This is a genomic window from Streptomyces sp. CB01249 (genome assembly GCF_001905735.1).
Lineage (GTDB): Bacteria > Actinomycetota > Actinomycetes > Streptomycetales > Streptomycetaceae > Streptomyces.
In genome coordinates this window covers 1,583,500-1,604,255 of the sequence record NZ_LISW01000001.1, presented here as the reverse complement: position 1 = coordinate 1,604,255, position 20,756 = coordinate 1,583,500, and the positions used below count along the sequence as shown (strand labels likewise).

General features: G+C 71.4%; 18 protein-coding genes. 11 read left to right on the top strand and 7 right to left on the bottom strand.

Going from position 1 to position 20,756, the window contains the following annotated elements:
• Positions 1–149: 149 nt before the first annotated feature.
• Positions 150–740 (top strand): N-acetylmuramoyl-L-alanine amidase, encoded by a 591-nt coding sequence (locus AMK18_RS06755; RefSeq protein ID WP_018105022.1) that lies wholly within the window; start codon positions 150–152, stop codon positions 738–740.
• Here the strand turns inward: AMK18_RS06755 and AMK18_RS06750 are convergent.
• Positions 718–1,275 carry a helix-turn-helix domain-containing protein gene (locus AMK18_RS06750; protein ID WP_073862036.1) on the bottom strand — a complete coding sequence of 186 codons (558 nt, stop codon included), beginning with the start codon at positions 1,273–1,275 and terminating at the stop codon, positions 718–720. The genes AMK18_RS06755 and AMK18_RS06750 overlap by 23 nt on opposite strands.
• A gap of 116 nt (positions 1,276–1,391) precedes the next feature.
• Between AMK18_RS06750 and AMK18_RS06745 the strand changes: the two genes are divergently transcribed.
• Together AMK18_RS06745 and AMK18_RS06740 are read left to right on the top strand one after the other, a co-directional pair.
• Positions 1,392–2,621: a benzoate/H(+) symporter BenE family transporter gene (locus AMK18_RS06745; RefSeq protein ID WP_073862035.1), complete on the top strand. Its 1,230-nt coding sequence runs from the start codon at positions 1,392–1,394 to the stop codon at positions 2,619–2,621.
• A gap of 83 nt (positions 2,622–2,704) precedes the next feature.
• A complete protein-coding gene (locus AMK18_RS06740) occupies positions 2,705–4,498 on the top strand; it encodes an ABC transporter ATP-binding protein (RefSeq protein ID WP_073862034.1) in 1,794 nt (597 codons plus the stop codon).
• Positions 4,499–4,533: 35 nt separating this feature from the next.
• Here AMK18_RS06740 and manD read toward each other — a convergent pair whose 3' ends face one another.
• A complete protein-coding gene (manD, locus tag AMK18_RS06735; RefSeq protein WP_018105026.1) occupies positions 4,534–5,748 on the bottom strand; it encodes a D-mannonate dehydratase ManD in 1,215 nt (404 codons plus the stop codon).
• Positions 5,749–5,829: 81 nt separating this feature from the next.
• Here manD and AMK18_RS06730 point away from each other — a divergent pair, with 81 nt between their 5' ends.
• On the top strand, positions 5,830–7,032 hold the full coding sequence (locus AMK18_RS06730; RefSeq protein WP_073862033.1) for an MFS transporter: 1,203 nt from the start codon (positions 5,830–5,832) through the stop codon (positions 7,030–7,032).
• A 115-nt stretch (positions 7,033–7,147) separates the two neighbouring features.
• The gene (locus tag AMK18_RS06725; RefSeq protein ID WP_073862032.1) at positions 7,148–7,549 is read left to right on the top strand and encodes a YXWGXW repeat-containing protein; all 402 of its coding nucleotides are present in this window, start codon (positions 7,148–7,150) and stop codon (positions 7,547–7,549) included.
• A 10-nt stretch (positions 7,550–7,559) separates the two neighbouring features.
• On the opposite strand, the gene AMK18_RS06720 is transcribed toward AMK18_RS06725, so the two are convergent.
• Positions 7,560–9,950, bottom strand: a complete 2,391-nt coding sequence (locus AMK18_RS06720) for a glycoside hydrolase family 9 protein (protein WP_073862031.1) — start codon at positions 9,948–9,950, stop codon at positions 7,560–7,562.
• 272 nt (positions 9,951–10,222) lie between these two features.
• On the opposite strand from AMK18_RS06720, the gene AMK18_RS06715 reads away from it, so the two are divergent.
• From AMK18_RS06715 to AMK18_RS06700, 4 genes are read left to right on the top strand one after another with little or no spacing between them, the layout of a single operon-like run.
• Entirely contained in the window at positions 10,223–11,689 is a 1,467-nt protein-coding gene (locus AMK18_RS06715; protein ID WP_073862030.1) for an APC family permease, read from the top strand.
• Entirely contained in the window at positions 11,686–12,123 is a 438-nt protein-coding gene (locus AMK18_RS06710) for a hypothetical protein (RefSeq protein WP_018105031.1), read from the top strand. The genes AMK18_RS06715 and AMK18_RS06710 overlap by 4 nt, the downstream gene beginning before the upstream one ends.
• Positions 12,123–13,478 carry a dipeptidase gene (locus tag AMK18_RS06705; protein WP_073862029.1) on the top strand — a complete coding sequence of 452 codons (1,356 nt, stop codon included), beginning with the start codon at positions 12,123–12,125 and terminating at the stop codon, positions 13,476–13,478. Before AMK18_RS06710 ends, AMK18_RS06705 begins: the two co-directional genes overlap by 1 nt.
• A gap of 5 nt (positions 13,479–13,483) precedes the next feature.
• On the top strand, positions 13,484–14,725 hold the full coding sequence (locus AMK18_RS06700; RefSeq protein WP_073862028.1) for a threonine/serine ThrE exporter family protein: 1,242 nt from the start codon (positions 13,484–13,486) through the stop codon (positions 14,723–14,725).
• A gap of 6 nt (positions 14,726–14,731) precedes the next feature.
• On the opposite strand, the gene AMK18_RS06695 is transcribed toward AMK18_RS06700, so the two are convergent.
• Both AMK18_RS06695 and AMK18_RS34830 read right to left on the bottom strand, forming a co-directional pair.
• Complete coding sequence (locus AMK18_RS06695) at positions 14,732–16,567, bottom strand: ATP-binding SpoIIE family protein phosphatase (RefSeq protein WP_073862027.1); 1,836 nt, start codon at positions 16,565–16,567, stop codon at positions 14,732–14,734.
• Between the two features lie 206 nt (positions 16,568–16,773).
• Positions 16,774–16,935, bottom strand: coding sequence for a hypothetical protein (locus tag AMK18_RS34830; protein WP_164629374.1), 162 nt, complete (start codon positions 16,933–16,935; stop codon positions 16,774–16,776).
• A 201-nt stretch (positions 16,936–17,136) separates the two neighbouring features.
• On the opposite strand from AMK18_RS34830, the gene AMK18_RS06690 reads away from it, so the two are divergent.
• Complete coding sequence (locus AMK18_RS06690) at positions 17,137–19,038, top strand: ABC transporter ATP-binding protein (protein WP_073862026.1); 1,902 nt, start codon at positions 17,137–17,139, stop codon at positions 19,036–19,038.
• 51 nt (positions 19,039–19,089) lie between these two features.
• Here AMK18_RS06690 and AMK18_RS06685 read toward each other — a convergent pair whose 3' ends face one another.
• Positions 19,090–19,893, bottom strand: a complete 804-nt coding sequence (locus AMK18_RS06685) for a PepSY domain-containing protein (RefSeq protein ID WP_073862025.1) — start codon at positions 19,891–19,893, stop codon at positions 19,090–19,092.
• Between the two features lie 201 nt (positions 19,894–20,094).
• Here AMK18_RS06685 and AMK18_RS06680 point away from each other — a divergent pair, with 201 nt between their 5' ends.
• Complete coding sequence (locus AMK18_RS06680) at positions 20,095–20,403, top strand: hypothetical protein (protein ID WP_026171776.1); 309 nt, start codon at positions 20,095–20,097, stop codon at positions 20,401–20,403.
• Between the two features lie 51 nt (positions 20,404–20,454).
• Here AMK18_RS06680 and AMK18_RS06675 read toward each other — a convergent pair whose 3' ends face one another.
• On the bottom strand, positions 20,455–20,649 hold the full coding sequence (locus tag AMK18_RS06675) for a hypothetical protein (RefSeq protein WP_026171777.1): 195 nt from the start codon (positions 20,647–20,649) through the stop codon (positions 20,455–20,457).
• Positions 20,650–20,756 lie beyond the last annotated feature (107 nt).

Below are 20,756 nucleotides of genomic sequence, written 5' to 3'. Positions count from 1 at the left end.
CGGGTCGGCTCCGCCTGAACACCCCTTGCATGAACAGGATTTGGGGTTCCTGCCGTCTTCCGCGACCTGCGCGGCGCCCGTACCGTGGGGCCGCACTCGGCGCCGCGCCTTCCGTATCCCTGCCCGTCTCACCCCCCACAGGAGTTCGCATGGAACGCAGAAGAATCCTTCAGGGCGCCGCGGTGGCGGCGGTGGGAGCGCTGCTTCCCCCCTCCGTCCGCGCCGCAGCCGCGACGACCGGTGCCACGGACTACCCGGCGGGGCACTGGGTTCCCGCTTCGACGTCCAACTACACGGTCTCTTCGCGCCCTTCGGCGTACCCCGTCCAGTACGTCATCATCCATGTCACCCAGGAGACGTTCTCCAACACGGTGTCCATCTTCCAGAACCCGGCGAAGCAGGTGTCGGCGCACTATGTGGTGCGCTCGGGCGACGGGTACGTCAACCAGATGGTGCGGGAGAAGGACGTCGCCTGGCACGCGGGGAACTGGGACTACAACACCCGCAGCATCGGCATCGAGCACGAGGGCTGGGTGGACCAGCCCGAGTACTTCACCGACTCCATGTACGAGCAGTCGGCGCTGCTCACGGCCAATATCTGCGACCGTTACAACATCCCCAAGGACCGGGCCCACATCCTCGGACACGTCGAGGTCCCGGGCACCGACCACACCGACCCCGGCCCGAACTGGGACTGGGTCCGCTACATCCGCCTGGTCAACCTTCTCGGCGCGGGCTGACCGGGCAGCGCACGAAGAGGATTCCCTGCACGTCGCCGTCGGGCGCGCTGTAGACGTGGGGCACGTCGGCCCGCCACCGGGCGGAGGCCCCGGGCCCCACGGCGCTGAGGTCGTCCGGCCGCCCGACGACGGCCGTGCCGGCGAGCACCATCAGGCTCTCGGACGTACCCGGCACATGGGCCTCCGACTCCTGGACCGCCCCGGCGCGAATCGTCACCCGGAACACGTCGGTGACCGCTTCCCCGTCCTCGTACCGCTCGATCAGCACGGCGGTGACGGCGCTGCCCGACACGCCCGCCCGCTGCTTGGAGGGGGCGCCGTCCGGCAAGGGGTCGCTCAGTACCGCGCTGAGGGGGCGGCCGAGGGCGGTGGTCAGGGCGTACAGGGTCTCCAGCGTGGGGTTGCGCCGGCCGCTCTCCAGCTCCGAGAGCGTGCCCTTGCCGACCCCGGAGCGCCGGGAGAGCTCGGAGAGCGACACGTCCATGCCGTGCCGCAGGGCCCGCAGCCTGCGCCCCACGTCCTCGTTCAGCCCCATCGCCGTCCGCTCGCTCGCCCATCCGGTTGACGGGCACCGGCCCGCGTCCCTAGTGTTCCACAAACAGAACGTTCCATATACGGAACGCCCGGCAGCTTCCCGGAAGTGGCACACTCATGTCCGCGTTGACCCGCATACGTTCGGCCGCACCTCCCTCCGCCGTGGCGGCCGGGCTGATCGCCGTCATGGTCGGGGTCACCAGCTCCGCCGCACTGGTCTTCACCGCGGCGAAGGCGGCGGGGGCGGACGCGCGGGAGATCTCCTCCTGGATGCTGGCGCTCGGCGTCGGACTGGCCTGCACCTGCGCCGGTCTGTCGCTGCGTCACCGGGCACCGGTCGTGACCGCCTGGTCGACGCCCGGCGCGGCCCTGCTGACGACGGGTCTGAGCGGGGTGTCCATGGCCCAGGCCGTCGGCGCGTTCATCTTCTCGGCGCTGCTCATCGTGGTGAGCGGTGTCACCGGATGGTTCGCCCGGGCCATGAACCGCATCCCCGTCCCGCTGGCCGCCGCACTGCTCGCCGGGGTGCTGCTGAGGTTCGGTACGGGCCTGTTCAGCACCATGCACCACAGCTTCGCGGTCGCGTTCCCGATGTTCGTGGTCTACCTGCTGGGCCGTCGTCTGCTGCCGCGTTACGCGGTGCTGCTGGCGCTGGCCTCGGGCGTGGTGGCCACCCTGTTCACCGGGGGCTGGCGGACCGGCGAGGTACGGCTCTCCCTGGCCACCCCGGTCTTCACCGCGCCCGAGTTCGACTGGAAGGTGCTGATCAGCGTCGGCGCACCGCTGTTCGTCGTGACCATGGCCTCGCAGAACCTGCCCGGAGTCGCAGTACTGCGCGGTTCCGGCTACGACGTGCCGGTGTCCCCCCTGATGACGTGGACCGGCGCGGCCAACGCCGTGCTGGCGCCCTTCGGGGCCTTCGGGCTCAACCTCGCCGCCATCACGGCCGCGATCTGCACGGGGGACGAGGCGCACCCGGACCGCGACAAGCGCTATCTGGCGGCGGTGTGGGCGGGGTTCTTCTACCTGTGCGTGGGGCTTCTCGGCGCGACCGTCGCCTCGCTGCTGACGGCGATGCCGCACGAACTCGTCCTGGCCGTCGCGGGGATCGGGCTGCTCGCGACCATCGAGTCCTCGCTGGCCACCGCTCTCGCCGACAGGGCGTCGCGCGAGGCGGCCGTCGTCACCTTCCTGGCCACCGCTTCGGGCGTGACGCTGCTGGGCATCGGCTCGGCGTTCTGGGGGCTGCTGGCCGGCCTCGTCACCAGCGCGATCGCCACGGTGGGCCGCCCGCGCCGCGAGGAACCGGCACCGGAGCCGCGGCCGGCCGGGGTCCCCGTGCGCTGACCGCTTCCGTACCGCCGAAGGTCCCCTGTCCCATACGTGGAACACAGTTGCCCCGGGCATCGGTCGCGGGTTGGGATGGTGTCATGCAGAAAGCGGTATCCCCACCCTCCGCCGAATCCCTGGCACCCTTCGACCACCTGGACCACCGCTACCGCGGCGAACACCCGGTCCGCACCCTCGCACTCCTCCTCCGCCCGGACCGGGGGCGACTCGCCCTCGCCGTCGTCCTCTTCACCGTGAAGCACAGCCCCATATGGCTGCTCCCCCTGATCACCGCCACCGTGCTGGACGTGGTGGTCCAGCACGGTGCGGAGTCCGAGCTCTGGCAGGCCACCGGCCTCCTGCTGTTCATCCTCGTCCTCAACTACCCGCTCCATCAGTGGTACGTACGGTGCCTCGGCGGCAGCATCCGCCGCATGGGCATCACGCTGCGCTCCGCGCTCTGCCGCCGCATGCAGCAGCTGTCCGTCGGGTACCACGCCCGGGTCAGCTCCAGCGTGCTCCAGGCCAAAGTGGTCCGCGATGTCGAAGCCGTCGAGCAGATGGTGCAGCAGAGCGCCGACATGGGGCTCGGGGCCGTCGTGACGCTGGTCGGCGGGCTCGTCGTCATCGGTGTCCGGGTCCCCTCGTTCCTGCCCGTCTTCCTGGTCGTCGTCCCCGCCGCCGGGTTCCTCGTGATGAAGCTCCGGGGCAGGCTGCGCAGCCACAACGAGTCCTTCCGGCGGGAGGTGGAGCAGCTGTCGTCCCGGGTCGGCGAGATGACCACCCTCATCCCCATCACACGCGCCCACGGCCTGGAGCGGACCGCTCTGGGGCGCGTGGACGGCTCCCTGCGGCAGGTGTTCGTCGCCGGTCTGCGCCTGGACATGCTCAACGGCCGCTTCGGCTCGCTGGCCTGGGTCCTGCTCAACACCCTGGGTGTGCTCTGCCTGACCGGGTCCGCGCTGGTGGCGTACCACGGCTGGCTGGCCGTCACCGCCGGTGACGTCGTCATGCTGAGCGCCTTCTTCACCGTCCTGACCGGTTCGGTGACCACGCTGCTCGGGCTCGCCCCGATCCTCACCAAGGGCCTCGAATCGGTGCGTTCGGCGGGTGAGGTGCTCCAGGCACCGGACCTGGAGCACAACGCGGGCAAGGCGCAGGTGGAGCAGGTCACCGGGCGCATCGACTTCGAGGACGTCTCCTTCGCGTACGAGGACGAGCGGCCGGCCGTCGACGGGTTCACGCTCTCCGCGCGGCCCGGCGAGACGATCGCCCTGGTCGGCGCGTCGGGGGCGGGCAAGTCGACGGTGCTCAACCTGCTCATCGGGTTCATCCGGCCCACCGCGGGGCGCATCCTGCTGGACGGCACCGACATGGCCGGGCTCGACCTGCGCAGCTATCGGCGGTTCCTCTCGGTGGTGCCGCAGGAGTCGATCCTGTTCGAGGGCAGCATCCGCGACAACGTCACGTACGGCCTCGGGCACACCGACGACGCGACGCTGCTCAGCGCCCTGGAGGACGCCAACGCCATGGAGTTCGTCCGCCGCCTGCCCCAGGGCCTGGACACGGTGGTCGGTGAGCGTGGGGCCCGGCTCTCGGGCGGCCAGAAGCAGCGGCTGGCGATCGCCCGGGCGCTGATCCGCGATCCGAGGGTCCTGGTGCTCGACGAGGCCACCTCGGCGCTGGACAACCGCTCCGAGGCGCTGGTGCAGGAGGCGCTGTCCCGGCTGGTGCACGGCCGGACCGTCTTCGTCGTCGCGCACCGCCTCTCCACGATCCAGGGCGCCGACCGCATCGTGGTGATGGAGGGCGGCCGGGTCGTGGAGGTCGGCACGCACGAGGAACTGCTGGGCCGCCACGGGGTGTACGCGGGCCTTCAGCCGGCGTTCCCCTAGCGGCGGAGGGGCCCGGGCGCTCCCGGGCCCCTCGTTCACCAGTCGTGGACGGTGCCGTCCAGGAGCCGGTTCACGGGCAGATAGGTCTGCTCGTACGGGTGGGCCGCCGCGAGCTCCTCGTCCAGCTCCACACCGATTCCGGGCGCCTCGCCGGGGTGCAGGAAGCCGTCGGTGAAGGTGTACGCGTGCCGGAACACCTCCTCGGTGAGGGCGTTGTGGCCGGAGTACTCCTGGATGCCGAAGTTGTGCACGGCGTAGCCGAGGTGGATGGCGGCGGCCATCCCGACCGGGGAGATGTCCTCGGGTCCGTGGATCGCGCTCTTGATCTGGTACTGGGCGGCGAAGTCGAAGAGCTTGCGCAGCGGGGTGACCCCGCCGAAGTGGGTGACCGCGCTGCGCACGTAGTCGATCAGCTGCTCGGTGATCAGCGTCTGGTAGTCGTACACCGTGTTGAAGACCTCGCCGGTCGCGAGGGGCGTGGTGGTGTGCCTGCGCACCAGCCGCAGCGCCTCCTGGTTCTCGGTGGGGGTGCAGTCCTCCAGCCAGAACGGGCGGTAAGGCTCCAGGTCCTTGCCGAGCCGGGCCGCCTGAATGGGTGTGAGGCGGTGGTGGGCGTCGTGGAGGAGCGGTATCCCGGCGCCGAACTCCGCGCGTACCGCCTCGAACACGGCGGGGGTGTGGCGCAGGTAGGCGTCCGTGTCCCAGTCCTCGACCAGGGGCCGGGTCTGCTGGTGGAGGACGCGCTCGCCCTGCTCGTCGGTGGTGTGCACCCCGTAGACGGCCTTGAGACCGGGGATGCCCGTCTGGATGCGGACGGCGGGGTAGCCCTCGTCCAGCCGCTGCCGCACGGAGTCGAGGAGTTCGGGGATGTCTCGGCCGTTGGCGTGGCCGTAGGTGGCGAGGCGGTCACGGGAGGCGCCGCCGAGCAGCTGGTAGAGGGGCAGTCCGGCGGCCTTCGCCTTGATGTCCCACAGGGCGACGTCGACGGCGGCGATGGCGGCCATGGTGACCGGGCCGCGCCGCCAGTAGGCGCCCCGGTAGAGGTACTGCCAGGTGTCCTCGATCCGGTGCGGGTCCAGGCCGGTGAGCAGAGGCACCACATGGTCCGTGAGGTAGCTGACCACGGCGAGCTCGCGGCCGTTCAGCGTGGCGTCGCCGAGACCGGTGACACCGTCGTCCGTCGTCAGTTTCAGCGTCACGAAGTTGCGGCCGGGGCTGGTGACGACGACCTGCGCGTCGGCGATCCTCATGGTGGCTCTCTTTCGGGCTGCGACGGGCTGCCGCCCGTCGCTCCGACCGGGGGCCGCCCGCTGCATAGAGTGGCGTGCGTGATGGTGCGTGAGGATACGGGACGGACGGGCGGGCGCCGCGCGGGCTACCTGGCGGCGGCGGTGGTCTTCGCCATCGGCATGGCCGGCACCACGCTGCCGACGCCGCTGTACGGGCTCTACCAGAAGGAGATCGGGTTCTCCGAGCTGATGGTGACCGTGGTCTTCGCCGTGTACGCGGTCGCGGTCATCTCCGTGCTCCTGGTGGCGGGCAACTACTCGGACAAGGTGGGCCGCAAGCCGGTGCTGCTGGCCGCCATGGCCCTGTCCGCCGCGAGTGCGGGGTGCTTCCTGCTGGAGAGCGGGCTGCCCCTGCTCTTCGCCGGCCGGGTGCTGTCCGGCGGCGCGGCGGGGCTGCTGAGCGGCGCGGCGACGGCGGCGGTCATCGAGCTCGCGGCCCCGGGGCAGAAGGCGCGCGCCGGGTTCGCCGCGACGGCCGCGAACATGGGCGGTCTGGGCTGCGGCCCGCTGCTCTCCGGGGTGCTGGCCGAGTACACGCCCTGGCCGCTGTCCCTGCCGTTCTGGGTGCACCTGGGTCTGGTCGCCGTGGCGTGCCTCATCACGTGGCGGCTGGCGGAGACGGTGGCCGAGCCGCGGCGGTGGCCCCGGCTCCAGCCGCAGGGTGTCAGGGTGCCCGCCGAGGTGAAGGGCGTGTTCGTCCCGGCCTCGCTGGCCGCCTTCGCCGGTTTCGCGCTGCTCGGCCTGTTCACGGCGGTCGCGCCCAGCTTCGCGGCCGAGACGCTGGACGTGCACAACCTGGCGGTGACGGGCGCGGTGGTCTTCTCGGTGTTCTGCGCCTCGACGATCGGGCAGTCGCTGGCCCCGCGCATCGGGGCGCGCCGGGCGCTGCCGCTGGGGTGCGGTGTGCTGATCGTGGGGCTTCTGCTGGTCGCCTCCTCGTTGCTGGCGAAGTCACTGGTGCTGCTCGTCCTGGGTGCCGTCTGCGGGGGCATCGGGCAGGGGCTCGCCTTCCGGGCCGCGCTGACGCTCGTGAGCGAGGCGGCCCCCGCCGAGCACCGGGGCGGCACCATCTCGGCGTTCTTCGTCGTCGCCTACACGGGGATCTCCCTGCCGGTGGTCGGCGTGGGCGCGCTGGCGACCGCGGTGGGGCTGCGCGATGCCGGGCTGGTCTTCACGGGCTGCGTGATGCTGCTGGCGGCGGTGGCGGGGACGTACGCGGCGCTGAGGACGCCGTCCGAGGCGTGACGGCCGCACCCCGGTAGAGCGGCCATATTCCCCCATTCGGGCTATATTTATGTCTTCGTGGCTTTTCCCTTCACTGGGCTCGGGGATCCGTTCCAACAGGAGGAAGGTGCGTCCGATGACCGCTTCCACCCGAGTCCGCCGCCTGCTGGCCGGCGCCGCCGCGACCGGACTGCTCGCCGGCGGGGCCGCCCTGGGAACCGCCGGGGCGGCGCAGGCCGCACCGGCCCCCGCACCGGCCGCCGTGTCCGCCGCGACCCACCACCACGGCCACTGCACCTGGCAGCAGGGCCACTGGCAGAAACAGTGGGTCAAGGGCCACTGGGCGAAGCAGTGGGTCAAGGGGCACTACGCCGACCAGAAGGTCTGGCACCCCGGACACTACGACCGGCACGGGCACTGGAAGCCCGGCCACTGGACCCATCACCCCCAGTGGGTCAAGGGCCACTGGACCAAGGCATACGTCCCCGGCCACTGGGACACCCACTGGGTGAAGGGGCACTGGAACTGCCCGCGCTGAGCCAGCGGTCTCAGCCGCACTCCTTCCCGTTGAGCGTGAAGGAGTGCGGGTCGGCGCCCGGCGCGCCGTTCGCCTGGAAGCCGAACGAGGCGCTGCCGCCCGCCGGAACGGAGCCGTTGTGGCCGGCGTTCTTGACGGTGACCCGGGTGCCGCTCTGCGTGGCGGTCGCGTTCCAGGCGTTGCTGACGCTCTCGGCGCCCTGGAAGTCGAAGGCCAGCTGCCAGCCGTCGAGCGGAGCCGACCCGGTGTTCTTCACCGTCACATCGGCGGTGAAACCCGTGCCCCACGCCTGGCTGACCCGGTAGGTGACGTCACAGGCCCCCGGTTCGGGGTCGGGCGTGTCCGTCGGGTCGGGCGTCGGGGACGGCTCGGGGGTCGTCGTCGGGTCGGGGGTGGTCGTCGGGTCGGGGTCCGGCCCGGGGTCCGTGCCGTCCGGTGCGGTCCCCCACTGGGGCGCCGAGCCCTCCAGGAGCACCATGTGCGGGGCGTCGACCGGCGTGCCGCCCGGGGTCGTCGCCGTCGACGGGTACGACCAGTCGTTCGACGGGTCCCAGGCACCGGCCGAGCTGATCCGGAACTGCACCTCCTTGCGGTACGCGGACTGGCCGGCCGGAGCGATGTCCGTATCCGAGCAGTCCACCGTCGCGTAGTAGACGTCGCCCGTCAGATGCGTCGGGCCCGTCACCTCGCCGCACTGGTTGTAGTTGGTGGTGAAGCTGATGTCGCCGGGTGCGACGCCCGGTTCCAGCGTGAAGTAGTAGCGCACCGAGGCGTCGGTGAGCGCGCGGGCGGGCCACGCGGAACGGTTGATCAGATACGCCTTGACCTCGGTGAAGTTCGCTCCGGCCGCGTTCACCGACGCCTGGACGGACATCTCCGGCCCGTCCGGCTCCTCCGGCTGCGGGAAGTCCGCGAGCGGGCTCCCGCCGTACTCCGCGTAGAGCCGGGCCAGCGCCCCGGTGAAGGCGGCGTTGTAGTCGGTGGCGACCTCGTTGTTGACGTAGTTGCCGCGGTCGTCGGTGTACGTGTCGTCGGGTGCGCTCGGACCGCCCACCAGTGCCCCGTACAGCGTGTGCCGGGTCTCGACCGGGTTGGTCATCTGGTCGGTCCACGAGCCGTGGGCCGTGCGGTGATGCGGTTTGGTCGGCGGATTCTCGCCGAAGCCGACGACATAGCTGGACCCGCGCGGGTTGTCGCCGAGCGCGTAGTCGATCTGGCGGACGGCGAAGTCGTGGTAGCGGGCCTTGCGGGTGGCGTCACCGGTCAGCCAGTCGGAATAGCTCAGCGCGGCAAAGGCGGTGTTCGCGGCGTACCTGAGGGAGCCCCAGCTGTCCAGCACGGCCTGGCCGCCGGGTGAGTAGGGCACCCGCTGCCCGTTGACGCCGACCGTCCACCAGTCCAGCCAGCGGTTCGCGTCGTCGATGTACTTCTGCTTGCCCGTCAGCTGGGCGAGCAGCACATAGGCCCCGTAGGAGGTGTCGTCCCAGGAGAGCGTCCAGCGGTAGGACCGGGTGGTGGTCTGCGGCTCGGTGGAGAGGTTGTCGTAGTACGACTCGGCCTTGGCGAGGTACGCGGTGTCGCCGGTCGCCTTGTACAGCCAGATGGCGCCCCAGACGAGTTCGTCGTTGTACCCGCTCCAGGAGTTGTAGTAGCTCTGCGCGTCGGTGATGCAGTCGCTGTACTTGCCCCGGTAGGTGTCGGCGAAGGTGTACAGCTGCTTCGCGTGGGTGATCAGCTTCGCCGCGTACGCCGGGTCGCGGTCGGAGAACACCATCGAGGAGGAGGCCAGGGCCGCGGCCGTCTGGCCCGCCAGGTCGCTTCCGGGGCAGGAGGCGTCGATCTTGTACGCCGGGCGCTTCATCGGCATCACCTCGGCGGGGCCCCACCACTTGTGGTCGTCGCCGCCGTTGCCGACCTGGCCGTACAGCACGTTGGGCGAGGGGTGGGCCTTCAGGAGGTAGTCGTCCACGAAGCGCAGGTTGTTCCGCAGGTGGGGCAGCTGGCCCGACGCCTCGTAGGCCGCCCGCTGCTCCGTGCCGCCCCAGGCGAGCATGGTGGCGGAGTAGGCCATGGGGAGGCCGAACTTCACATGGTCCCCTGCGTCGTACCAGCCGCCCGTCAGATCCAGGCCGGCGTCCTTGCCGTCGTCCAGCGCGGAGTCCCCGCGCCAGGAGACGCGGTTGGTGTCGGGCAGCTTTCCGGACTGCTGGGCCTCGTAGAAGAGGACGGACTTCTGCAGCGCCTCGCCGTAGTCGAAGGCGGGGGCGGCCGCCGCGCCGGCCGGCAGGGACAGCGGGAGCAGCAGGCCCGCGCCGACGGCGAGCGCCAGGGCTACGGCTCCGAGCGGGCGGCCTGGTCTTCGGGAGCGCCTTCGCAGGGCGGGGAGGGGGAGCGAGCGCAACGGACTTTCCCTTCGTCACGTCGGTGGGGGTGCCGGGTGTGTGCGGGGGTGCGTGCGGGCCCCTCGGAGCGTGGGAGCGCTCCCAAGGGCGTTGCTCATGAAGCCAGTTCCCGGGAGAGCTGTCAACGGTTGCGGCACGCCCTCTTCAGCGCGACGGCCACCCGTAAACACCGCATAGGCCACCCGTTCGGGTGACCCCGCGCGCGAACGGGCGTGAAGCGGCCAAGGCTGGCGTTCTGAACGCACCCGTGGCGTCGCGACCGGAGGTACAGATGAGCGCGATGGACATGCCGGCGGATCTGCCGAAGGATTCGGCACGCACCGCCGCCAGGGAGCGGCCGGCAGCGCCCAGGATCAGCTGGCTGACGCTCGCCCTGATGACGACGGCGTCGGTGGCGAGTCTGCGGGCCGCGCCGACGATGGCGGTCTACGGACTCGCCTGTGTCTTCCTCTATCTCCTGCCGGCCGTCGTGTTCCTGCTGCCGACCGCGCTGGTCTCGGCCGAACTGGCCTCGGGCTGGCCCGGCGGCGTCTACCGCTGGGTGAGCGAAGGGCTGTCCAAGCCGCTCGGATTCCTCGCCGTGTGGTGCCAGTTCGCGATGACGATCTTCTACTACCCGAGCCTCCTGGCCTTCGTGGCGTCCACGATCGCGTACGTCATCGATCCCTCGCTCGCGTCCAACGGCCTGTACACCGCGATCGTGATCATGGTGCTCTACTGGACCGGTGTCTGGGTCTCGTCCCGGGGCACCAAGGCGCTGGCGGGCCTGTCCTCCTGGGGGCTCGTCATCGGCACGCTGATCCCCGGCGCGGTGCTGGTCGTGCTCGGCATGGTCTTCCTCGGACAGGGGAACGCCTCCGCCGCGCCGATGACCTCGTCACATCTGCTCCCCCAGTGGACGGGGCTCGCCAGCCTGGTGCTCATCGTGAACAACTTCCTGTCGTACTCCGGCATGGAGATGAACGCCGTGCACGTCTCCTCGCTGCGCGATCCGGCGAAGGAGTACCCGAAGTCGATGTTCCTGGCGATGGGTCTGGTGCTGCTGATCTTCATCCTGCCGGCGCTCGCGATCAGCTGGGTGGTGCCCTCCAGCCAGCTGAGCCTGACGGCCGGTGTGATGCAGGCGTTCGACGCGTTCTTCTCCCACTTCCACGTCGGCTGGATGACGCCGATCGCCGCGGTGATGCTGATCTCTGCGGCGCTCGGCGGGATGCTGACGTGGCTGGCCGGGCCGTCCAAGGGCCTGCTGGAGATCTCCCGCAGCGAGGGCTACCTGCCGCCCTATCTCCAGCGGCTCAACAAGAACGGCATCCAGCAGAACATCCTGGTCACGCAGGGCATCGTCACCACCGTCATCGCGCTGCTGTACGCGCTGATCCCGAACGTGTCCAGCGTCTACTGGATCTTCTCCACCATCACGACGCAGGTGTACCTCATCGTCTACCTGCTGATGTTCGTGGCGGCCGTCCGGCTGCGGAAGACCCAGCCGGACCACCCGCGCGGCTACCGCGTCCCGGCGCTCGGGCTGCTGTGCACGGTCGGTCTGCTGGCGTCGATCGCCGCCCTGGCCATCGGCTTCGTACCGCCCTCCCAGTTCGGCGGCGGCAGCGTTGGGGTGTACGTGGCCATCGTCGGCGGCGGACTGGTCATCCTCGGGCTGCTGATCCCCTGGCTGTTCCTGAAACTGCGCAAACCCGGCTGGCGCACGGCGGCGGCCGATGAGGAGGCCGCGTCATGAGCCCGACCCGCTTCGCCTCCGAGCACCGCTGGCTCTACATCGGCGCGATCGTCCTCCTGGTGGCGCTCGTGGTCGTCGGCATCATCCGGTACGAGAACGTCAAGACCAACAACAAGGCGACGGAGAAAGCGGAGCAGCTGGCCGACGCCGCCGTGGCGGCCGGCTACCCCCGGCCCGACGTAGGCACCATCAAGCGCACCCTGGGCGACGACGGCGGCCAGGTCTGCGAGAAGCCCGGCTCCTCGCTCAAGTCCGCGCTGTGGAAGATCAGCATCTCCAACGGCGCCACCGGCCCCGGCATGCGCCCCGTGATCGGGGACACCGAGGCGATCCGGGCGGAGGCGAAGATCCTGGAGATCTACTGTCCGGACAAGCTGGACAAGATCGAGGACAAGATCGCCGACCTCAAGACCGAGAACACAGTGAGGCGCTGATGGCCACCGACGAACTCGCCGGCCGCATCTCCGGCCTGATGTCCCGCGCACAGGCGGACCTGACCGAACTGGTCTCCATCCCCTCGGTGGCCGACCCCCGGCAGTACCCGCCCGAGGAGTGCGTACGGGCCGCCCAGTGGGTGGCCGACGCCTTCACCGAGGCGGGTCTGCACGGCGTACGCCTCGTGGAGACCCCGGACGGCAGCAACGCGGTGATCGGGCACCGCCCGCCCCCGCCCGGCGCCCCGACCGTGCTGCTCTACTGCCACTACGACGTACAGCCCCCGCTGGACGACGACGCCTGGACCACACCGCCCTTCACGCTGACCGAGCGCGACGGCCGCTGGTACGGGCGGGGCACGGCCGACTGCAAGGGCAACATCGTCATGCACCTCACCGCCCTGCGCGCGCTCGGCGACGACATCCCCGTCGGGCTGAGGTTCGTGGCCGAGGGCTCCGAGGAGCAGGGCACCGGCGGCCTCGAGGCGTACGCGGCCGCGCACCCCGAACAGTTCGCCGCCGACGCCCTGCTGATCTGCGACACGGGGAACGCGGCCGTCGGCGTCGGCACCGCCACCACCTCCCTGCGCGGCGTGGTCAACGTCGTGGTGACCGTCGACACCCTGGCCGGCGAGGTGCACTCCGGGATGTTCGGCGGCCCGGCCCCCGATGCGCTGGCCGCGCTGATCCAGCTGCTTTCCACCCTGCGCGACCCCGAAACCGGGGCCACCCGCGTACAAGGGCTGGACGCCTCGGGCACCTGGGAGGGGGCACGCTACGAGGAGGAGCAGTTCCGCAAGGACGCGGGCGTCCTCGACGGTGTGCCCCTCACCGGCACGGGCTCGGTGTCCGACCTGCTGTGGGCCCGCCCGGCCGTCACCGTCCTCGGCATCGACTGCCCTCCCGTGGTGGGCTCCTCCGCGTCGGTCCCCGCCACCGCACGGGCCCGGGTGAGCCTGCGCATCCCGCCGGGCACCGGCGCGGAGGCCGCCCAGCGCGCGCTGACGGACCATCTGACCGGGGCCGCCCCCTGGGGTGTTCGGATCCAGGTGGAGCCGGAACAGGCCGGTGCGCCGTTCCGCGCGGCCACGGACGGTCCGGCGTACCGGGCGCTCGGCGAGGCGATGCGGACGGTGTACGGCAAACCTATGACGTACCTCGGCCAGGGCGGGTCCATCCCGCTCTGCAACGTCCTCGCGGAGGTCTGCCCGTCGGCCGAGATCATTCTGATGGGCGTCGAAGAGCCGCGGTGCCTCATCCACGCGCCCAACGAGAGCGTCGACCCGACGGAGATCGAGCACATGGCCCAGGTGGAGGCCCTCTTCCTGCACGCCTTCGCCCGCGCGCCGCGCTGAACGCGGTGCGGGGAACCGACCGCGACGCGGAGCACGACGCCCTCGTCGGCTTCCTCGACGGGCTGACCCGGCTCCTGCTCGGGACCAGCGGCGAGGGCGCGGAGCAGGTCGAACGCTCCGTCACCTCGGCGGCCCGCGGGCTCGGCGGCACCGCGTCGGTGGCGGTGCTGCCCGACGCCGCCACGGTCGCCGTGACCTCGCACGGCCGCCGCTCGGCCCTCGTGGTGCGCGCCTTCCCCGAGGTCTTCCGGATGGACCGGGTGGTGGCGCTCAAGCCGCTCCTGGACGAGGTGGCGGCGGGACGGCTGGACGCCCGCAGGGCGAGCGACCGGCTCGCCGCGATCACCCGCGCCGCTCCCCCGTACCCCTGGTGGGCGAAGCTGCTGGGCGTGGTGCTGTTCTCGGTGGGCTTCGCGCCGCTGATGCAGCCGACCTGGTACGAGGTCGGGAGCACGGCGGTCCTCGGCACGGTCGCGGCGTGCCTCGCCGTCGCGGCCGACCGGCTGCCCCGGCTGGCGAAGGTGCTGCCGCTGGTCGCTGCGGTGACCGTCTCGCTGCTGGCCCTGGAGCTGTTCGCCCGCTCCCCCGAGCACGGCGGACCCGTGCTGCTGATGCTTCCGGCGCTGTTCTTCTTCGTCCCCGGTGACTACCTCAGCGCGGCGGCGGCCGAGCTCGCCGCCGGGTACCTCACGACCGGCGCGGTGCGCCTGGTGTACGCGGTGGCCCTCCTGGTGCAGCTCTATGTGGGCGTGGTCCTGGGCCTGGTCATCACGGGCCGGCCGCGTCAGGACCTGTTCGACGTGGCGGCCGCGGCGGACCTGCCGCGCTGGGTGCTGTTCGCCAGCTGGACCGTCTTCACCGTGGGCGCCCTGCTCGCCTTCGCCGTACCCGCCCGGCTGCTGGGCATGCTCCTGGTGCTCGTGTATCTGACGGTGGGCGTGCAGACGGGGTTCACCAAGCTGCTCGGCGACGTGGGCGGCACGTTCGCTGCGGCGGTCGTGCTCGGCGCGGCCACGACCTGGCTGGCGCGCCGGCCGGGCCGCCCGCCCCGCCTGGTCCTGGTGCTGCCGGGCTTCTTCACGCTGACGGTGGGCTCGCTCGGGATGCGGGGGCTGACGGCCCTGGCGGGCGGGTACGCGATCGAGGGCTTCCGGGACCTCACGGAGCTGATCACCCTGGTGACCGCGATCGGCACCGGGCTGCTCCTGGGCGCGGTCCTGGCGCAGCGGCCGGACGACAGCGCCTGACCGCTCTCAGATGCTCGGCGCGTCCACACCGTCGGCCGGGGCTGCCTCGTTGAGTGCGAACCAGGCGGTCTTCCCCTCCGGCTCGGGCCGTACGCCCCACTGGTCGGCGAGGATGTCCAGCAGGAGCAGTCCGCGGCCCGAGGAGGCGAGCTCGCCCGGGGTGCGCTGGTGGGGCAGTTCGTCGCCGCGGTCCATGACCTCGACCAGCAGCCGGCGGGTGCCGGTCTCGCCGGAGACGGTGGCGTTGAGGGCGCCGTCCTGGTCGGTGTGCACGAGGACGTTGCCGAGGAGTTCGGTCGCCAGGAGCACGGCGGTGTCCACCTGGTCCGGGCGCGCCCAGTCGTGCAGCAGCGCCTTGAGTTCCGCGCGGGCCTCGGCCAGCCCCTCACCCTGGTCCTGGCCGACGGTGAGCATCAGGCGGCGCTGGCTGATCTCGGCGCGGGCGTGGATGGCGTCGCGGCGCAGCAGCAGGAGGGCGATGTCGTCGCCGTCGCGGGCGACGGCTTCCTCCCGGGCGCCGGGACCGGGGTCGAGGACGGCCGCCATGAGCCGGTCGGCCATGCCCTCCAGGTCGTCGGTGGGGCCGGGCGAGAACGCGTCGCGCACCCGCACCCAGCCGGTGTACATGTCGTGGCCGCCGTTCTCGATGAACCCGTCGGTGCACAGCATGAGGATCTCGCCCTCGTGCAGGCGCACGGTGTCGATCGGGTAGTCCTCCTCGCCGGGCATCAGTCCGAGCGGCAGCCCGCCGCTGACGTGTTTGAGGACACATGTGCCGTCCGGCATACGCAGCACGGGGTGGGGGTGGCCCGCGCGGGCGATGTGCAGGTCGCCGGTGGACGGGTCGGCCTCGATGTAGAGGCAGGTCGCGAAGCGGTCCTCGTCCAGGGTGGTCAGGAAGCGGGAGGCGCGGGCCAGGACGGCGTCGGGACCGTGCCCCTCGGCGGCGTACGCGTGCACGGCGGTACGCAGCTGGGCCATGAGCCCCGCGGCGTGCACGTCGTGCCCCTGGACGTCGCCGATGACGACGGCCATCCGTCCGTTCGGCAGGTCGATGCTGTCGTACCAGTCCCCGCCGACCATGAGGCCGCCGCCGGTCGGCACGTAGCGGGTGGCGACGCTGAGGCCGGTCAGGGCCGCCCCGGCCGTGTGCATGCTGCGGCGCAGGCCCCGGGAGAGCTCCAGTTCGGCGCGGCTGGCCCGGGCCCGTTCGAGGACCTGGGCGATCATGCGTCCGGTGACGGTGAGCAGGGCGCGCTCGCTTGCGGTGAAGTCCAGGGTGGTGCGGAAGGCGGCCAGCCAGACCCCGACGACCCGGCCGGCGGTCACCAGGGGCAGGAAGGCCCACGCCTCGCGGCCCTTGCGCGCGGACATGTGCCAGGTCGCCGGGAAGCGGCGGCGGTACTCCTCCGGGGAGGCGAGGTAGACGGCGCGCCCGGTCCTGGCGACCTCGGCGGCCGGGTAGCCGGTGTTCATCGGCATCCGGAAGCCGCGTCCCGCGCCGCCGGGCCGGAATCCGTACTGCCCGAGCGCGGTGAGGTTGCCCTCGGCGACGCCGAAGACGCACTGGCCGTCCAGCGGGAAATCGGGGGCGTACAGGCCGGCGGCGAGTCTGAGGGCCTCGTCGAGGGTGTCGGCGGCGGCGACCGCGTGTCCGGCCGAGAGCAGCAGCGAGTCGCGGCGCCTGGCCTCTTCCGGCGTGCCCGCGGCGCGGGTCCCGCTGTCGGGTCCCGGGGGGAGCGCCGGATCGGGGCCCGGCGCCTGCATCCGGTTCAGCGCCTCGATCTGGTCCAGCTCCGCCTCGAACGCGTCGGTCGGTGGCTCATGCCGTTCACCACCCATCCGGCTTCCCTTCGTCCCGATGCCGTCGGCGACTGTTCGTTCCATGCTCCGACGGGAGAGCCGGGTCCGCAGTGCGAGACATCGCCCCACCGCCCCCGGAATGTGCCGGGCGGGTAGGACGGTCGGGCCGTCCGCGCGGGCCGGCCGGGGTGACCGGCGGGTCGGGAAGCGCTCGGACGTCAGCCCTGGCCAGGACGGTTCGTGGGCTAGCGGTACGCCGGTGACCTGCGGATATCGCTGAAGTCGATGGCCCGGTCGGCCTCCCGCATGGTCTCTTCAGCCACCCGGCGCACCTCGGCCATCACATCCCCGTGCTCCTCCACGAGACCGGCGTAGATGGGTGCGTCGGAACTGTCTGTGAAACTCACGTCGAACTGCCTCAATCGGTCGTGTCTGCCGTGGTCCGGCCGGAAACAGGGGCCGATTCTACGCAGGTCCGGTGCCGGGTCCGCACGGGGCACCGCACGTTTGACCTCAAGTTCGCTTGAGCTTCTAGCGTTCTTCTCACACCCCCGGTCCGCACCGGCCGCCGGGGCCGTTCCGATCCGTTCTGCCCCGGAGGCACCCGTATGAGCATGGAAGTGACCGCGTGGACGTCGCTGCACAGCACGATCAACGCGCAAGCGGACCGCCGCCCCTTCTCGCGGGCCACGGTGCGCCGGATCGCCTCGTTCGCCCGGCCGCGCCGCCGACAGCTGTACCGGTTCCTGCTGCTCAGCGTGGTCAGCGCGCTGCTGGCCGTGGCGACGCCGATGCTGGCGGGCCGGGTGGTCGACGCGATCGTGCAGGGGAAGGAGAGCGGCATGGTCGTGCGTATCGCCCTGCTGATCGCGGTGATCGCCGTGGCGGAGGCCGGGCTCGGGCTGCTCACCCGGCTGCTGTCGGCCACGCTCGGTGAGGGGCTGATCCTGGACCTGCGGTCGGCGGTCTTCGACCATGTGCAGCGGATGCCGGTGGCGTTCTTCACCCGGACCCGGACCGGGGCGCTGGTGAGCCGCCTCAACAACGACGTCATCGGCGCCCAGCGGGCGTTCAGCAACACCCTGTCCGGCGTCGTCTCCAATGTGGTGACGCTGGTGCTGACCCTCGCCGTGATGCTGACGATCTCCTGGCAGATCACGCTGCTCGCGCTCGTGCTGCTGCCGGTGTTCGTCGTTCCGGCCCGGCGGATGGGCTCGCGGATGGCATGCATGCAGCGTGAGGCGGCCGCGCACAATGCGGCGATGAGCACGCAGATGACCGAGCGGTTCTCGGCGCCGGGCGCGACCCTGGTGAAGCTCTTCGGCCGGCCCGCCGACGAGTCCGCCGAGTTCGCGGCGCGTGCGGGGCGGGTACGGGACATCGGCATCCGTACGGCGATGGCCCAGTCCACGTTCATCACGGCACTCACCCTGGTGTCCGCGCTGGCCCTGGCCCTCGTCTACGGACTCGGCGGCTACTACGCGCTGCACGGCAGCCTGGAGCCGGGCGCGGTCGTGACGCTGGCGCTGCTCCTCACCCGGCTCTACGCCCCGTTGACGGCGCTGGCGGGCGCCCGGGTCGAGGTGATGAGCGCGCTGGTGAGCTTCGAGCGGGTCTTCGAGATCCTGGACCTGAAGCCCCTGATCACCCAGAAGCCGGACGCCCGTACGGTGCCCGAGGGACCCGTGTCCGTGGAGTTCGACGGGGTCTCCTTCGGCTACCCGTCGGCCGACAAGGTGTCGCTGGCCTCGCTGGAGGAGGTCGCGACGCTGGACTCGCGAGGCGGCACGCGGGTGCTGCACGAGGTCTCGTTCCGGGCCGAGCCCGGCCAGATGGTCGCCCTGGTCGGCTCGTCGGGCGCCGGCAAGTCGACCATCGCCCAGTTGCTGCCCCGGCTGTACGACACCGACGAGGGAGCGGTACGGCTGAACGGCGTCGACGTACGCGATCTCTCCGCCGAGTCGATCCGGGAAACGCTCGGCATGGTCACCCAGGACGGGCATCTCTTCCACGATTCGGTGCGCGCCAACCTCCTGCTGGCCAGGCCCGGTGCCACCGAGGACGAGGTCTGGGCCGCTCTGCGGCGCTCCCGGCTCGACGGTCTGGTGGCGTCGCTGCCCGACGGGCTCGACACGGTCGTCGGCGAGCGCGGATACCGGCTCTCCGGCGGCGAGCGCCAGCGGCTGACGATCGCCCGGCTGCTGCTGGCCCGGCAGCGGGTGGTCATCCTGGACGAGGCGACCGCGCACCTCGACTCCACGTCCGAGGCGGTCGTGCAGGAGGCCCTGGCCGAGGCGCTGGAGGGCCGCACCGCCGTGGTGATCGCGCACCGGCTCTCGACGGTGCGGGCCGCCGATCTGATCCTGGTCGTGGAGGAGGGCCGGGTGGTGGAGCGGGGTACGCACACCGCTCTGCTGGCGGCGGGGGGCCGGTACGAGGAGCTGTACCGGACGCAGTTCGCCTCGGGGGACGCGGCGGGCGAGGAGCAGGAGCCCGTGGGGTCCGCCTGACGCGAGCGCCCCCGGTCCGTGCGGACCGGGGGCGCTCGGAGCGTGGGGTGCTCAGTCGTTGTCGGTCTCCTGGTGGGTGACCGAGCCGTTGGAGGCGTCGATGTCGAAGGTCGTCTTCTTCCAGTCCTTCGTCACGACGTCGGTCTTCCAGACGAGCGTGCCCTGGTCGTTGTCGTCCAGGTCGAGGGCGGTCACCGTGCCCTGCTGCTTCGCGAGGGCGGCCTTCGCCGCCTGCTGCGGGGTCTGCTTGGCCTGGGTGATCCGCTTGGCCGTCTTGGCCTTGTCCGAGGTGCTCTGGTCGGTGTCCTCGGAGGAGCTGACGACCTTGCCGGAGACGGCGTCGATGTGGACCTTGTGCTTGGTGCCGGTCTTGGCGGCGACGGTGGCGACCCACTGCGGGGCACCGGCCGCGGCGCTGCCCGTCGGCGAGGGGCTGCCGGTGGGCGAGGGGCTGCCCGTCGGGGAGGGGCTGGGGCTCTCGTCCTCGTCGGCCGCGTCCTTGGCGGTCATGAGTTCGAGATCGACGAGCTTGCCGCCCTTGACCTCGCCCTCGGCCGTGGTGATGGCCTTGTCGTAGGTGACCTTGGTGGCGGAGATCAGGTCCTTGCGTTCCTGCTGGTCATCCGTCATCTGGCCCGGCGAGGCGCTCTCGCTCCCGGTGGGGGACGGACTCGTCGTGGCCTCGGGCACGGCGCGGGCCGCCTCCGAGGTCTTCGTGCTCGCGGAGGTGCTGCCGCTGTCCTGACCGCAGCCGGTCAGCAGGGCGGCGGTGACCACGACGCAGGCGACGCCGGCGGCGCGCACGCGGTGGGCACGGAGGAATCCGGTGTTCTTGGAGGGGGAGTCACATGTCATGCCCGCATGCTTAACCGCCGCGCGGCCCCGGCATGTGGGATGACCCGGCAGTGTCACCCGATCGATCGCCATCCCGTCCCGGTCCCGCGTGTCGCCGGGGTTCGGGGGGATTTCGTGCACGGCGGGCGAAGATGCGACGACCGTCCGAATTCCCTGGTCACGCGGGTCGCGATCCGGCCGCTTTGGTGCGAGCCTGAAAGCATGACCTGGGCGTCCTGGACAACACGCGGAGTGTATTCGGGGCACGGCGGCGTGCTCACCGATGAGGTCGGGCCGCTGTCCGGTGACCTGACCATCCACACCACTTGGGCCGAGGGCACGGCACAGATCACCGTGCAGTACACCGATGCGGCCGACTGGTTCACCATGGCGGGCAGCCCCGTGCCCTGTCCGTCGGAGGAAGCGAGCCGCGCACTGCACGCGGCCGCCGTGGAGGCGGTCCGGCAGGGCTCGGCGGCGACGGTTCCGGTGCTTCAGCCGGGCCCCGAGCAGGCGGCGGGCTCGGAATGACCGGTCCCGTACGGATACGGGACCGGCCGCCGAAATGTGCCGCGCGAACGGTCAGGGCCTGATGCCGCTGACCACGTCGGCGGTGGCAGTGATGCCGTCCTGGATCGTGGGGGCCATGCTGGTGCCCGCGAGAAGAAATCCGAGCATGCCGCACACCAGCGCGTGCGAGAGTTTCATTCCGCCGTTGCGGAGGAAGACCACCGCGAGAATCAGCAGAAGCAGCACCACTGAGATCGAAATTGCCATGGCCAGCCTCCTCCGCCGCGCCTGATTTGCGGCATTCGGCGTCAGTGTGGCGCAGCCCGCGGGCCGTCCGGCGCACCGGCGTGTCCGCCAAACGGGTAGCGCTTGAG

Bases quoted from the DNA above. Each gene is read 5' to 3' on its own strand.
- AMK18_RS06755 (WP_018105022.1), top strand. From the start codon at position 150: ATGGAACGCAGAAGAATCCTTCAGGGCGCCGCGGTGGCGGCGGTGGGA.
- AMK18_RS06750 (WP_073862036.1), bottom strand. From the start codon at position 1,275: ATGGGGCTGAACGAGGACGTGGGGCGCAGGCTGCGGGCCCTGCGGCAC.
- AMK18_RS06745 (WP_073862035.1), top strand. From the start codon at position 1,392: ATGTCCGCGTTGACCCGCATACGTTCGGCCGCACCTCCCTCCGCCGTG.
- AMK18_RS06740 (WP_073862034.1), top strand. From the start codon at position 2,705: ATGCAGAAAGCGGTATCCCCACCCTCCGCCGAATCCCTGGCACCCTTC.
- manD (WP_018105026.1), bottom strand. From the start codon at position 5,748: ATGAGGATCGCCGACGCGCAGGTCGTCGTCACCAGCCCCGGCCGCAAC.
- AMK18_RS06730 (WP_073862033.1), top strand. From the start codon at position 5,830: ATGGTGCGTGAGGATACGGGACGGACGGGCGGGCGCCGCGCGGGCTAC.
- AMK18_RS06725 (WP_073862032.1), top strand. From the start codon at position 7,148: ATGACCGCTTCCACCCGAGTCCGCCGCCTGCTGGCCGGCGCCGCCGCG.
- AMK18_RS06715 (WP_073862030.1), top strand. From the start codon at position 10,223: ATGAGCGCGATGGACATGCCGGCGGATCTGCCGAAGGATTCGGCACGC.
- AMK18_RS06710 (WP_018105031.1), top strand. From the start codon at position 11,686: ATGAGCCCGACCCGCTTCGCCTCCGAGCACCGCTGGCTCTACATCGGC.
- AMK18_RS06705 (WP_073862029.1), top strand. From the start codon at position 12,123: ATGGCCACCGACGAACTCGCCGGCCGCATCTCCGGCCTGATGTCCCGC.
- AMK18_RS06695 (WP_073862027.1), bottom strand. From the start codon at position 16,567: ATGGGTGGTGAACGGCATGAGCCACCGACCGACGCGTTCGAGGCGGAG.
- AMK18_RS06690 (WP_073862026.1), top strand. From the start codon at position 17,137: ATGAGCATGGAAGTGACCGCGTGGACGTCGCTGCACAGCACGATCAAC.
- AMK18_RS06685 (WP_073862025.1), bottom strand. From the start codon at position 19,893: ATGACATGTGACTCCCCCTCCAAGAACACCGGATTCCTCCGTGCCCAC.
- AMK18_RS06680 (WP_026171776.1), top strand. From the start codon at position 20,095: ATGACCTGGGCGTCCTGGACAACACGCGGAGTGTATTCGGGGCACGGC.
- AMK18_RS06675 (WP_026171777.1), bottom strand. From the start codon at position 20,649: ATGGCAATTTCGATCTCAGTGGTGCTGCTTCTGCTGATTCTCGCGGTG.